9 protein-coding genes are annotated in these 12,707 nt (G+C 56.4%); 4 read left to right on the forward strand and 5 right to left on the reverse strand.

What is annotated here, in order from left to right; all coding sequences use genetic code 11:
* The first annotated feature begins 296 nt into the window (after positions 1 to 296).
* From ACXADZ_RS14550 to ACXADZ_RS14565, 4 genes are read left to right on the forward strand one after another with little or no spacing between them, the layout of a single operon-like run.
* Positions 297 to 1,715 (forward strand): circularly permuted type 2 ATP-grasp protein, encoded by a 1,419-nt coding sequence (locus tag ACXADZ_RS14550; protein WP_171091859.1) that lies wholly within the window; start codon positions 297 to 299, stop codon positions 1,713 to 1,715.
* Positions 1,716 to 1,717: 2 nt separating this feature from the next.
* Complete coding sequence (locus ACXADZ_RS14555; protein WP_475197403.1) at positions 1,718 to 2,659, forward strand: alpha-E domain-containing protein; 942 nt, start codon at positions 1,718 to 1,720, stop codon at positions 2,657 to 2,659.
* A 3-nt stretch (positions 2,660 to 2,662) separates the two neighbouring features.
* On the forward strand, positions 2,663 to 3,460 hold the full coding sequence (locus tag ACXADZ_RS14560) for a transglutaminase family protein (RefSeq protein ID WP_171091863.1): 798 nt from the start codon (positions 2,663 to 2,665) through the stop codon (positions 3,458 to 3,460).
* Between the two features lie 11 nt (positions 3,461 to 3,471).
* Positions 3,472 to 4,221: a proteasome-type protease gene (locus tag ACXADZ_RS14565; RefSeq protein ID WP_475197405.1), complete on the forward strand. Its 750-nt coding sequence runs from the start codon at positions 3,472 to 3,474 to the stop codon at positions 4,219 to 4,221.
* 261 nt (positions 4,222 to 4,482) lie between these two features.
* On the opposite strand, the gene ACXADZ_RS14570 is transcribed toward ACXADZ_RS14565, so the two are convergent.
* Genes ACXADZ_RS14570 through ACXADZ_RS14590 form a run of 5 tightly spaced genes read right to left on the reverse strand, consistent with a single transcriptional unit; the run spans position 4,483 to position 12,679 of the window.
* Positions 4,483 to 7,143 carry a molybdopterin-dependent oxidoreductase gene (locus tag ACXADZ_RS14570; protein ID WP_475197408.1) on the reverse strand — a complete coding sequence of 887 codons (2,661 nt, stop codon included), beginning with the start codon at positions 7,141 to 7,143 and terminating at the stop codon, positions 4,483 to 4,485.
* Positions 7,143 to 7,475 (reverse strand): nitrite reductase small subunit NirD, encoded by a 333-nt coding sequence (gene nirD, locus ACXADZ_RS14575; RefSeq protein ID WP_475197410.1) that lies wholly within the window; start codon positions 7,473 to 7,475, stop codon positions 7,143 to 7,145. Before nirD ends, ACXADZ_RS14570 begins: the two co-directional genes overlap by 1 nt.
* Positions 7,472 to 9,907 (reverse strand): nitrite reductase large subunit NirB, encoded by a 2,436-nt coding sequence (nirB, locus tag ACXADZ_RS14580; protein ID WP_475197411.1) that lies wholly within the window; start codon positions 9,905 to 9,907, stop codon positions 7,472 to 7,474. The genes nirD and nirB overlap by 4 nt, the downstream gene beginning before the upstream one ends.
* A gap of 4 nt (positions 9,908 to 9,911) precedes the next feature.
* Complete coding sequence (locus tag ACXADZ_RS14585) at positions 9,912 to 11,591, reverse strand: ABC transporter ATP-binding protein (protein WP_475197412.1); 1,680 nt, start codon at positions 11,589 to 11,591, stop codon at positions 9,912 to 9,914.
* Between the two features lie 5 nt (positions 11,592 to 11,596).
* Entirely contained in the window at positions 11,597 to 12,679 is a 1,083-nt protein-coding gene (locus ACXADZ_RS14590; protein WP_475197414.1) for an ABC transporter permease, read from the reverse strand.
* Positions 12,680 to 12,707: the final 28 nt, after the last annotated feature.

Raw genomic sequence — 12,707 nt, forward strand, 5'->3', positions numbered from 1 at the left:
AGAACCTAGCCTTTTGGGCTCAGAATTAAAGATTTTGCCACCAGCTGCGCCAATCGCCTTGCTGCACGGGGACTGGGCTACCGTGGGCCCAAATCGGACGTTCAGACTCCGGCAAAAACCAGGCGCCGCCCAGCGCAGAAAATAAATGTGAACTGAGCTGATCACACCAACAGCGTTATGTTGTTAAGACCATCATGCAACTCAAAAAGCCTTAATTTTACGCGTTTCGCCGGAAGGCTCCGGACAACCAAACTCAAATAACTTGAAAATTCTGAGCTGATCGCGAGACTTAAAACATGAGTGAGTATTTTGATGAAATGTTTAACGGCGATGGATTACTCAGAGATCCGTATGAAGAAATAGGCCGTTGGTTCAACGCTGAGGATGCATCTCGGTTAAGGGCCAAACAGCGTGAAGCCGAAGAAGTTTTCAGGCTGACGGGCATTACATTTAACGTATATGGCAAAGCCGAGGCCGAGGAACGATTGATACCGTTTGATATCGTACCACGCGTCATTTCCGCGCGCGAATGGCAGCGGCTGGAACGCGGCATCGAGCAGCGAGTGCGGGCAATCAACGCATTTCTACATGACATTTATCATCGCCAGGAAATAGTCCGGGCCGGGCGTGTGCCGGCTGAAATGATTGCCGGAAACGAAGCGTTCCTGCCGCAGATGCTTGGTGTCTCACCGCCCGGGCAGGTTTATACGCACATTGTAGGTGTCGATCTGGTGCGAACCGGACCAGACGAATTTTTCGTTCTGGAAGACAATGCCCGCACACCATCCGGGGTCAGCTATATGCTGGAGAACCGGGAAACGATGCTAAAGATGTTCCCCGAACTTTTTAGCGCGACCAATGTGCGGAATGTTTCTGACTACCCCCGCAATCTGAGACGGTCTCTTGCGGCCTGTGCACCAGCTTGCGCAGACGGAGAACCCACTGTCGCGGTGTTAACCCCCGGCATTTATAACTCAGCCTATTACGAACATGCGTTTCTTGCCGATCAAATGGCCGTGGAATTGGTCGAAGGCCACGACCTTCGCGTTGTCGACGGGCGCGTCTGTATGCGCACCACCAGAGGCTACAAGCCCATCGATGTGCTTTATCGCCGGGTTGATGACGACTTCTTGGATCCACTGAATTTCAACCCTGACAGCGCATTGGGCGTGCCAGGCATTCTGGACGTTTATCGCGCAGGCGGCATCACGATCGCGAACGCTCCCGGAACGGGTATTGCCGATGACAAGGCGATCTATTCCTACATGCCAGAGATCGTTGAGTTCTACACAGGCGAAAAGCCTCTGCTGCAGAATGTTCCAACCTGGCGATGTAGTGACCCTGTCTCGCTGTCCTATGTTCTGGACAACCTGTCCGAACTTGTTGTGAAAGAAGTGCATGGGTCTGGCGGTTACGGTATGTTGATTGGCCCAACCGCCAGCAAAAAAGAAATTTCCGCATTCCGGGACAAGCTCAAGGCGCGGCCGGCGAATTATATCGCTCAGCCGACCCTGTCTCTTTCAACGGTTCCAATCTTCGCGCGTTCGGGGCTGGCCCCCAGACATGTCGATCTAAGGCCGTTTGTTTTGGTGTCTCCCGACGGGATCAAAATCACACCCGGAGGATTGACCCGCGTAGCGTTGAAGAAAGGCTCACTGGTCGTAAACTCGAGCCAAGGCGGCGGGACCAAAGACACCTGGGTTCTGGAGGACTGACCATGCTGGGAAAAACTGCTGGTGGGTTGTTCTGGATGTCCCGATACTTGGAGCGCGCGGAAAACACGGCCAGGCTGCTGGAGACAGGTCAAAGGATGGCGTTGACCCGGACTAAGAACTCCGCCGAAGAATGGGGCTCTGTTCTGAAAACGGCCGGGGTTCTGGACGGGTATCACGCCAAATACGATGACATCTCAAAAGAGAATGCCGTCGATTGGATGCTGCGTGACGCTGACAACCCGTCCTCGATCAAGTCGGTTATCAAGCAGGCCCGAGACAACGCGCGCCTTGTTCGAACCGCGCTGACCCACGATGTCTGGAGTGCTGTAAATGCGACTTGGATGCAGATTGATGAGGTCATGAAGCGGCGTGTGAATGAGCGGGATCTGCCAGCGACGCTGGAGCTTATTCGGCAACAGGCGGCTTTGGTCCGTGGTGCCACATTGGGAACCATGCTGCGCAATGACATTTTCGACTTCACCCGCATTGGCACATTTGTCGAGCGGGCCGACAATACAGGGCGCATTCTGGACGTGAAATACTATGTACTTCTGCCCACAGCCTTCTCGGTCGGCTCGTCCTTGGACAACATCCAATGGGAAAGCATCCTCCGGTCCGTCGGCGCAGGCGGGGGGTATCGAATGACCCATGGCGAAAAAACCCGGCCGTCTGACATTGCGCAGTTTTTGATCTTGGATCAGCGGATGCCTCGCAGCCTTCACTTTTGCTGCAGAAAGATCCAAGAGAACCTGTCATACCTGAAGAAAGACTATGGCTTTGCCGGACCTTCCTGCGAGGCGTCAAACGCTCTCTACGAGAAATACCTGGATCAGAAGATCTCGGATATCTTCGAATTCGGTCTTCACGAATACATTCAGGACTTTCTAACCGACCTCGGCAACTTAAGCCATCAGATCGAGATTGATTACCGGTTCTACGAGTAGCCAATGAAACTGCACATTCGACACGAGACACGATACGATTTCGACGCGCCGGTTCCCTTCGGGCTGCAGCAACTGAGGAAGACGCCAAAGTCATTTCGCAATCAAAGCATTGAAAGCTGGAACACCGAAATCACCGGCGGGCGCAAAGAACTGACGTTTGAAGACTACCATCGCAACACCGTGGAATTGATCAGTTTCGAAACAAACACCCAAAGTATTTCGTTGATCTCCGAAGGTGTTGTTGAGGTGGAAGACACCAATGGCATCTTGGGGCGTCACGAAGGGTCGACGCCCTTGTGGCTGTTCAAAAGGGGAACCCAGCAGACAACGCCGGGAAAAGGGGTTGCCGAACTGATAGCCGCATTACCCAAAGGCGAACTGCTGGAGCAGATGCATGCACTGTCCGAAAAAATTCGAGTTCAGGTCGCGTACGAAATTGGTAGTTCGCACCCGGGCTGGAGCGCAGAAGATGCCCTCAAAGCTGGGCGCGGCGTGTGTCAGGACCACACGCATATCTTCATTACATGCGCGCGACAGATCGGAGTGCCAGCGCGCTATGTGTCCGGTTACTTGATGATGAACGAAACGGAACTGCAAGACGCGACCCATGCTTGGGCAGAGGTGCATTTGGATGGGCTTGGCTGGGTCGGATTTGACGTGTCAAACGGGATCTCACCTGACGATCGTTACGTCCGCGTTGCAACCGGGCTGGACTATGCCCAAGCAGCACCGGTAATAGGGAACAGAATTGGTACAGCGGGCGAGCAATTGACAGTGCAGTTGCAGGTCGCACAGCAGTAACGGAGAATTTGATGACCTATGCTGTGGGCATGCGGCTGAATCGTGGGCTGGTGTTCATGTCCGATACGCGCACGAATGCAGGCGTGGACAATGTTTCGACCTTCAACAAGATGTTCAATTGGACAGTCGAGGGGGACCGCTCGATCACAATCCTAACAGCCGGAAACCTTGCGACCACTCAGGCCACAATAAGCCTTCTGGAAGAGCGTACAAAAGTGCCGGAAGAACGCTCGCCGTCCATACTGGAAGCGCCGACAATGTTTCAGGTTGCGCAACTGGTCGCGGCTACACTGAACGACGTCATCGAGGAACATGCCAGATCCGGTCAGCAAGCTGACAGCGCTTTTCACGCGACACTCATTCTAGGCGGTCAGATCAAGGGCGGCCCGTCTCGCCTGTTTTTGATCTACCCTGAAGGCAATTTTATCGAAGCCGGCGACGACACCCCGTTCTTTCAGATTGGTGAGACAAAATATGGTCGCCCGATTCTGGTGCGCGCCTATGATCCGGAAATGAGTTTTTCAGAAACCGTAAAACTCTTGCTCGTCAGTTTTGACTCTACGATTAAGGCCAATCTGTCTGTCGGGGCTCCGCTTGACATGCTTCTCTACGATGAAGACAGCCTTGACGGCGGTACGCGGTCAAGATTCGAAGCTGACGACCAGTACTTTCGCAGTGTTTCCGATGGATGGGGTGACGCGTTGAAATCGGCCCTGGCCAGACTTCCAGAGTACAATTTAGAGAGAAAATTAGACGGTTGAACGTCTGCTATGTCCCGCACTGTGTGAGTGCATAGTCCACAATTTTCACACCCTGCCTGAATGACCGCGTTCCCTCTGCCTTAAAGCGGGAGTTTTTTGGCAGCGCAGCGGATTGGCACGTTGTGTGCACGCACAGTAAGTTATTGACAGTTCTGCTTGGGGCTCCTTCGAGACATTCGTCGCGACCCGCATAAGCGTCAGGTTTTGAATTCTCGGAAGGAAGGCCTTAGATAAAACCCAATGGGCATTGCTGAACGGGTGTTACCCGAGTAGCTCGTGCAGGGAGTTACTCGTTTTATCGTGACTCAATTTCGAATGCTCGGCGATCAAGTCAGCTAATTCTGGTCGGCATGAACCGCAGTTCGTCCCAGCTTTGAGGACATCTCCGATACCGTCCACATTGATCATATGATTGTCGTGAATGGCACCGACGACGGTTTTTAATCCGACCCCGAAACACGAACAGACGATCGGGCCGCAGTCTTCAAAGCCAGCAGATGATTGGCCAGACAGAATCTGCTGGGGTGCCACCTTGGGCAAAGTTGCCAAATAGTCTCGCATCAGGGTGATAGGTTGGCGCGCGACAAAGAGCACTGCCAGAATGCGCTGACCGTCTGACAGTGCAATTCTATAAGAGCCACGTTTGGGATCTTCTACTGAAGTCGCCGTTGCATCCGGTAAACCAAACCAAACGCGAGCAGTCCTTTCCCAGTCTTCAACAATCTGGCTCCCTGCCAATTCCATCCTATAGCCGTTGTTTGTTTTGGCAGTCGCCGAATACTCTGCGTCAGTGGACGCAGCATCTACTGAAACGGCGAAACCGTACCATGCAGCTTTCATGCGTCGAACGGATACCGCTGTTGATTTGCTTTCCGGTTGTCCAGAAATCGGGTCAGTTACACTGGGAATTATCGCGTTTACACGGGCCGACGGTGCTGTTTCTCCGGTCCAATGAATGGGCGCAAACACATTGCCACGCGCAATAGCTTCCGTAATGCGAAGTCGAAATATGCCGCTTCCAGCTGAACTACTGACTTCGATCAAATCGGCAGCGCCAAAACCCAGTTGGTCAGCGTCTTTAGGGTTCATTTCCAGATAAGGCTCGGCAAGATGGGCCGATAAGCGAGGCGACAAACCGGATCGTGTCATTGTGTGCCACTGATCCCGGTTTCTCCCTGTGTTCAACAAGAAAGGGTGCCGTTTTGATGGCTCTGCCTTGGGTCGTCGATGGATCACGGGCAAAAACCGCGCCTTGCCATCGGGATGAAAAAAACGCCCGTCGCCGAAGAAACGACCATCAGATTTTCGCGATGTCGTCGGCCAACGCGTTGGGCGCAAAGCATCATATTCTTCGTCGTTGATGTCCGAAAAACCTGCAATTTCAAAGTCCTTGCCAAAAGAGACGGCAAGCGAGGACATGTTCGCGTATTCCTTGAAAATCTCCGCTGCAAACTCGTAACTAAAAGCTTCTGTCCAGCCCATGCGGCGGCCCACTTCGGCCAAAATATCCCAATCCGCGCGTGCCTGTCCCGGAGGGGCTAAAACGGCGCGTTGCCTGCTGATCGTGCGGTCGGAATTGGTTACTGTGCCGCTTTTTTCGCCCCATCCTGCCGCTGGAAGCAATACGTCTGCGAGACGCGCGGTGTCTGACCGGGCAGTCAGGTCGCTGACAACTGTGAATGGACAGCTTTCGATCGCTGTCTTCACCCGGTCGGCATCCGGCATGGTGGCCGCCGGATTGGTGTGGATGATCCAAAGTGCTTTTATCTGACCGCGTTCGACAGCGCGAAACAAGTCAACCGCTTTAAGCCCTTGCTCCTCCGGCATCTTTGGTGCTTTCCAGAAGTCCTGGACGGCTGTTCTGTGAGCTTCGTTTTCAATATCCAAGTGACACGCAAGCATGTTGGCCAGACCGCCAACCTCTCGACCACCCATGGCGTTTGGCTGACCGGTGACCGAGAACGGACCCATCCCTGCGCGCCCGATCCGCCCGGTGGCCAGATGGCAGTTCAGGATCGCGTTGACCTTGTCTGTTCCGCTGGAGGATTGGTTTACGCCCTGACTGAAAATCGTAACGACCCGCTCGGTTCCAATCCACAGATCGCAAAACGCTTCGATTTCATCTGGTGTAAGCCCGGTCTCATCCGGATCATCAAGCTGGGCGAGTTCGAGGGCTTCATTGTACCCATGGCTGCGATCCAGAAAATCCGGTGCCACATGCCCCGTCTGGTGAATTCTGGTTAGCAGTCGATTAAACAGCGCCACGTCGCTGCCAGGTTGCAACGCCAGATGAAGATCTGCTTGATCGCAGCTTGCTGTACGACGTGGATCGACAACCACAATCCTTGTACCGCGCGCCTGACGTGCGGCTATCACGCGCTGATAGAGAACGGGGTGGCACCAGGCGAGGTTCGAGCCAACCAAGACAACCAATTCAGCCTCGTCCAGATCCTCATAAGTCCCGGGCACCGTATCTGTGCCAAAGGCGCGTTTGTGTCCGGCCACTGTTGACGCCATACACAGTCGAGAATTGGTGTCGATGTTGGCCGACCCCATGAAACCCTTCATCAGCTTGTTGGCGACGTAGTAATCCTCTGTCAGCAACTGCCCCGAGACATAAAATGCCACGCTGTTCGGTCCATGGTTCTTGATTGCAGCGGAAAACCGATCTGCGACCAGCTGCAGCGCCTTGTCCCAGTTTGTGTCCTGGCCGAAGGCGCGAGGAGCCAGCAACCGATGTTCCAGCCCGACCGTTTCGCCCAAAGCCAAGCCTTTCGAGCACAAACGCCCGAAATTCGCCGGATGGTCCGGATCACCGCGAACAGTCAAGCCTCCGGCCCCATCGGGTCGCAGAAGCACACCGCAACCGACCCCGCAATAGGCGCAAGTCGAGCGAACTTCGGGTAGACCACTTCCGTCCATCAGGCGGCGCTCCGCCGGGTAACTGCGCTGTCGTTCAACAGGATACGGTCCTCTTCAAGGCGCACGGGATAGATGGTGATGCGGCCAGCTTCCGCGCCCTGCGCCTCGCCCGTGTTCAGGTCAAATACCCAATTGTGCAAAGGACAGGTCACCGACTGCCCGTGCACGATACCCTCAGACAACGGACCGCCCTTGTGCGGGCAGCTGTTGGTCGCGGCAAAGACCTCCGCCTCGGCAGTACGGAAGACAGCGATGCAGCCAATATGCGTCTTGACCAGACGCGCCCCGCGCAACGGTACTTCGTCGATATGTCCGATGTCGATCCAGCTCATTCCGCGGCCTCCAGTGTGAAATCTGCAATTGGCGCGTAGGTCCGCGCTTTTTCTTTGACGTGTTCTGCCCACGGGTCTTTGCGGTAGATGCTCTGCGACAGTTCGAACCGGGCGACCAGGGCAGCGCGGTTTTCAAGGTCTTCAACAACCTGAGCTTGGACCCAGCCCATTCCGACCTTACCCAACCATTTATACAGGCGATCCAGATATTTACCGCCTTCGCGGTAGGCCTGCGTGACGGCCATCACGACCTCGATCGCTTCGTCTTCGGTGGGAACCTGGCAGAGCAATTCGGTCTCTTTGACGTCCATGCCTGCGGCCCCCCCGATGCTGATCTGATACCCAGAGTCCACGCAGACCACGCCGATGTCCTTGCACGTCGCCTCGGCACAGTTTCGAGGGCAGCCGGATACGGCCAGCTTCAGCTTGTGCGGCGTCCACGACCCCCACAGGGTTTTCTCAAGCTTGATGCCTAGCCCAGTGCTGTCCTGTGTACCAAACCGGCAATGATCGGTGCCGACGCAGGTTTTGACCGTGCGTAGACCTTTGGAATAGGCGTGGCCAGAGACCAGCCCGGCCTTGTTCAGGTCTGACCATATGGCGGGCAGGTCTTCGCCTTTGACGCCCAGCAGATCGATCCGCTGACCGCCAGTAACCTTGACGGTGGGCACATCGTACTTGTCCGCCGCATTTGCAATGGCGCGCAGTTCGTCAGGCGTGGTGATCCCGCCCCACATACGCGGTACAACGCTAAATGTGCCGTCCTTCTGGATGTTGGCGTGCTTGCGCTCGTTGACAAAGCGGCTTTGCGGGTCGTCCTGATACTCCAGCGGCCAATCCGCCAGCAGGTAATAGTTGATCGCCGGACGGCAGACATGGCAGCCATTGGGCGTCGTCCAGCCAAGTTCCTGCCAGACGGCAGCCTGACTTTTCAGTTCCTGGCCCTTGATCAGACGACGTACATCCTCATGCGTCAGATCGGTGCAGCCGCAGATTGGTTGCGCCGTTGGCATCTGGAAGTCGTCACCCAATGTGACCTGCAACACCTGTTCCACCAGCCCAGTACAGGTGCCGCAGGACGCACTGGCCTTGGTGCTTGCACGAACCGCGCCCAGATCGTCGGCGCCACCGTTGATCGCCTCAACAATCTCGCCTTTGCATACGCCGTTGCAGCCGCAAATCTCCGCCTCAGGCGGCAATGCTGCAACGGCTGAGAGAGGGTCCGCGGAATCGCCCCCCTGATAGGCCGGGCCGAAGATCAGTGTCTCTCGCATCTCTTCGATGCTGGTGCCATCCTTGATCAGGCCAAAGAACCAGCTGCCATCGGCCGTGTCGCCATACATAACGGCGCCGACCAGACGGTCCTCTTCGATCACAAGGCGTTTGTAGACCCCGCGCGAGGGGTCTCGGAACACGATATCCTCACGTCCGGGACCATCGGCAAAGTCGCCAGCGCTGAACAGGTCACAGCCGGTGACTTTCAGCTTGGTCGAGAGGGTTTTTTGCGCGAATGCAGCGTCTTCCTCCAGCAATGCCTGCGCTGCGACTTTCGCTTGATCGTAGAGCGGTGCGACAAGGCCAAAGACCTCTCCGTCATGTTCGACACACTCACCAACCGCAAAGACATCCGGGTCCGAGGTCAGCATCTGGTCATCCACATGAATGCCACGCCCGGTGGCCAGACCAGCCTCTTGCGCCAGCGCCGTATTGGGGCGGATGCCCACCGCCATGATCAGCAGATCACAGGGCAGTTCGGTCCCGTCATCCAGCAACAAAGCGCGGACCTTGCCGTCTTCCCCGAGGATTTCTTTGGAGTTCGCCTGCAGGCAGATCTTGATTCCTTTGTCTTCCAGCGATTTCTTCAGCAGGTAGCCTGCGGCTTCATCCAGCTGCCGCTCCATCAGATGGCCCATGATATGCACCACCGTGACGTCCACACCACGCGCAGCCATGCCCGCTGCTGCCTCTAGGCCCAACAAACCACCGCCGATGACAACGACCTTGTTATCCGGGCCCATGCCCATCATCTGTTGGGTGTCTTCCAGATCACGATAGGCAATCACGCCCTCCAGATCATGCCCCGGCAGAGGGATGATGAACGGGTTAGATCCGGTGGCGATCACCAACTTGTCATAGGGAACGTGGCCGTTCGCACCCTCGACCACCTTCATCTCGCGGTCGATCTTTTCCACCTTTTCGCCAAAGCGACAGGCCACGCCCCGCTCGGCATACCAAGCGTCATCATGTGTGACGATCTCTTCGTACGTCTTTTCACCCGACAGCACCGGGCTAAGCATGATGCGGTTGTAGTTCCCGCGCGGCTCGGCGTTGAACAAGGTGATGTCGAACGCATCCGGCGCGGCGTCGGTCAGGTGCTCCAGCACCCGGCCCGAGGCCATACCTGCGCCAATGACTACAAGTCTTTGCTTCATGATTTCACTCCGCTGCAATCGCCTTGGGGGCGGGTGTTTTGGGTTTGGCGCCATGTTCGTATTCTTCCAGAAAATCGAGTACTTCCTGCCTGTAGGCGTAATAATCTGGGTGCTCCAACAAGGCTTTGCGCGTGCGCGGGCGTGGCAGGTCGACCTTGGTGATCTTGCCGATGGTCGCTTGCGGGCCGTTGGTCATCATCACCACGCGGTCGGCCAGCAGGATCGCTTCGTCCACATCATGGGTCACACAGATCGCGGTGACCTTGGTGCGGGACCAGACCTCCATCAGCACTTCCTGCAATTCCCAGCGGGTGAGGCTGTCGAGCATTCCAAAAGGTTCATCCAGCAACAGGAGTTTGGGAGACAGGGCAAAAGCGCGGGCAATACCGACGCGTTGCTTCATGCCGTTCGACAGATCACTTGCGGATTTGTCCATGGCATCGGCCAGACCAACGCGTTCCAGATAGTACTCAACCACATCCTGCCGCTCGGCCATGCTGGCTTTTGGGTAGACCTTATCCACACCGATCGCGACATTCTCTTTGGCGCTGAGCCAGGGGAACAGGTTAGGCGATTGGAACACCACCGCGCGCTCAGGATCAGCGCCTTCAACGTGACGACCATCCAGCTTGATCGCGCCTTTCGAGATGTCGTTCAGCCCGGCTGCCATGGTTAGGACCGTGGATTTGCCGCATCCCGAATGGCCGATCAACGAGATGAACTCGCCCTTATCGATCTTCAGGTCGAAGTCCTCAACGACGGTCAACGGGCCTTTGGGCGTCGGATACACCTTGTGCAGCTGCGAGAAGTCGAGGAAGCGATTCTCGATCATCCCCTTTTGCGCCTCGGCGACCGCCGTTGGAACCCCGTGGATCGGTGTAACATCCGGCAGGATGCGCGAGCCTTCAACCTTGGCCTCGATCCCCACATCCATCAGGTATTTGGTGACGTCGGCACGCAGGCGCTTGAACGTCTCATCGTTGTTCATCGCCCCACGTTCACGAGGGCGTGGGATCGACACGCGGAACTCCTGACCCAGCGTTCCATCCGGGTTCAGGGCAATTATCCGGTCGGCCAGAATGATCGCTTCGTCCACATCGTTGGTGATCAGAACGCAGGTCTTCTTGTCAGCTTCCCAGATGTGTTCGATCTCATCCGCCAGATTGGCGCGGGTGAGCGCGTCGAGCGCCGACAAAGGTTCATCCAGCAGCAGCACTTCGGGGTTCATCGACAAGGCGCGCGCCACATTGACCCGCTGGCGCATCCCGCCGGACAGTTCTGCCGGGCGGCGCGTTGCGGCATGGCTAAGGCCCACCATCTTCACATAGTGCGCGACCTTCTCGGCCTTCTCGACTTTGCTGAGGCCCGGAAAGACCGTATCGACCGCCAACCCCACATTGCCGCTGACCGTCAGCCACGGCATCAGCGAGTAGTTCTGAAAGATCACGCCCCGTTCCGGGCCTGGCCCTTTGACCGGAGCGCCTTTGAACGTGACCTCTCCGCTGGTCAGGCTATCAAGCCCCGCCATCAGTTTGATCAGGGTGGTCTTGCCGGTGCCCGAGAAGCCGAGGATCACCAGAAACTCGCCCTCTTGCACGTCCAGATCGATGCCTTTCAGCACATCCGTGCGTGCGGTGCCCTCGCCAAAAGATTTCGAGGCGTTCTTGAAGCTAAGAATGCTCATCTCGATCACCGGTTATTCGTGAAGGTAAACAGGGATTGCAGCGCATACATCACCCGGTCCAGCAGGAAGCCAATGATGCCGATGGTGAAGACTGCAACCATAATCTTGGCGAGCGAGCTGGAAGAGCCGTTCTGGAATTCATCCCAGACGAATTTGCCCAGTCCGGGGTTCTGAGCCAGCATCTCGGCTGCGATCAAGACCATCCAGCCTACGCCAAGTGACAGGCGCAAACCGGTAAAGATCAAAGGCAAGGCCGAGGGCAGCACCAGCTTGGTGATCTTGGTATAAGTGTTCATTTTCAGAACTTTGGAGACGTTCACCAGGTCCTTGTCGATGGACGCCACGCCCAGTGCGGTATTGATCAGGGTCGGCCACAGCGAACAAAGCGTCACGGTGATGGCCGAGATCAGGAAGGATTTCGCGAACCAGCCGTCATTGGTGACGTAAACCGCCGAGACGATCATGGTCACAATCGGCAGCCATGCCAGCGGCGAGACCGGCTTGAAGATCTGGATCAGTGGGTTCAGAGCCGCATTCGCAGTTGGGGACAGACCAGCGGCGATCCCCAAAGGCACGGCTACTACGGTCGCGATCAGGAACCCGAAGAACACGGTTTTGATCGAGGTCCATATCTGCTGATAGTAGGACGGCGCACCGGTATAGGCGACTTGCTTGACCTCATCCGGCCGGCCCGCATCGATCAGCTTCTGGTTTCGTTTCTCTACCATTGCCTCGAACTTGGCGCGTTTGGCAGCCTTCGCTTGTGCGTCCTCGTTGAGGTTGATCATTTCTTCCCAGACCTGAGCCGGTCCGGGGACTGCACCCAAAGAGGTCTGCACTTTCGGTGCCAGTGTCGCCCACAGAAGCAGGAAGGCACAGATCGACAACAAAGGCACGATCAGCAAACGCCAGATCTCGGTCACCTGGGCGCGAGGATTGTCTCCGGCGGCAGCCTTCAGAACAGGGGTGGCCCAGCTGAGGCCAAGCACCTGAAACCACTTGTCTGCGGCGTTGATGCGGGTGAACAGGCGGGCGCGGCGCGCCTCTCGGGCGGCGTCTGCGTTGAATTCTGGATCGACCGTTGTCATCTGATCTTGTCCTTGCGATGGCGGGGCA

Source organism: Ruegeria sp. ABM4_193 (genome assembly GCF_056158705.1).

Bases quoted from the DNA above. Each gene is read 5' to 3' on its own strand.
- ACXADZ_RS14590 (WP_475197414.1), bottom strand. From the start codon at position 12,679: ATGACAACGGTCGATCCAGAATTCAACGCAGACGCCGCCCGAGAGGCG.
- ACXADZ_RS14560 (WP_171091863.1), top strand. From the start codon at position 2,663: ATGAAACTGCACATTCGACACGAGACACGATACGATTTCGACGCGCCG.
- nirD (WP_475197410.1), bottom strand. From the start codon at position 7,475: ATGAGCTGGATCGACATCGGACATATCGACGAAGTACCGTTGCGCGGG.
- ACXADZ_RS14550 (WP_171091859.1), top strand. From the start codon at position 297: ATGAGTGAGTATTTTGATGAAATGTTTAACGGCGATGGATTACTCAGA.
- ACXADZ_RS14585 (WP_475197412.1), bottom strand. From the start codon at position 11,591: ATGAGCATTCTTAGCTTCAAGAACGCCTCGAAATCTTTTGGCGAGGGC.
- nirB (WP_475197411.1), bottom strand. From the start codon at position 9,907: ATGAAGCAAAGACTTGTAGTCATTGGCGCAGGTATGGCCTCGGGCCGG.
- ACXADZ_RS14570 (WP_475197408.1), bottom strand. From the start codon at position 7,143: ATGGACGGAAGTGGTCTACCCGAAGTTCGCTCGACTTGCGCCTATTGC.
- ACXADZ_RS14555 (WP_475197403.1), top strand. From the start codon at position 1,718: ATGCTGGGAAAAACTGCTGGTGGGTTGTTCTGGATGTCCCGATACTTG.
- ACXADZ_RS14565 (WP_475197405.1), top strand. From the start codon at position 3,472: ATGACCTATGCTGTGGGCATGCGGCTGAATCGTGGGCTGGTGTTCATG.